Consider the following 232-nt stretch of genomic DNA (forward strand, 5'->3'; position numbering starts at 1 on the left):
CTTGCACTTACCGAAGCTGAAGTTGATTCACTCGCACTTACCGAAGCAGAGGTACTTTCACTTGCACTTACAGATGCTGAAGTTGATTCACTCGCACTTACAGATGCTGATGTGCTTTCACTTGCACTTACCGAAGCTGAGGTACTTTCACTTGCACTTACGGAGGCTGAGGTACTTTCACTTGCACTCAACGATGTTGAGGCACTTTCGCTGGCGCTTACTGAAGCTGAGG

1 protein-coding gene is annotated in these 232 nt (G+C 47.8%); it reads left to right on the top strand.

Features of this window, described 5'->3' with window-relative positions; all coding sequences use genetic code 11:
* Positions 1-232, top strand: a 232-nt coding sequence (locus tag H5S10_RS00105) for a hypothetical protein (protein ID WP_407657684.1), incomplete at both ends; no start/stop codon positions are given.

It is taken from the genome of Limosilactobacillus balticus, from assembly GCF_014145615.1.
In the GTDB taxonomy this organism is placed as follows: Bacteria; Bacillota; Bacilli; order Lactobacillales; family Lactobacillaceae; genus Limosilactobacillus; species Limosilactobacillus balticus.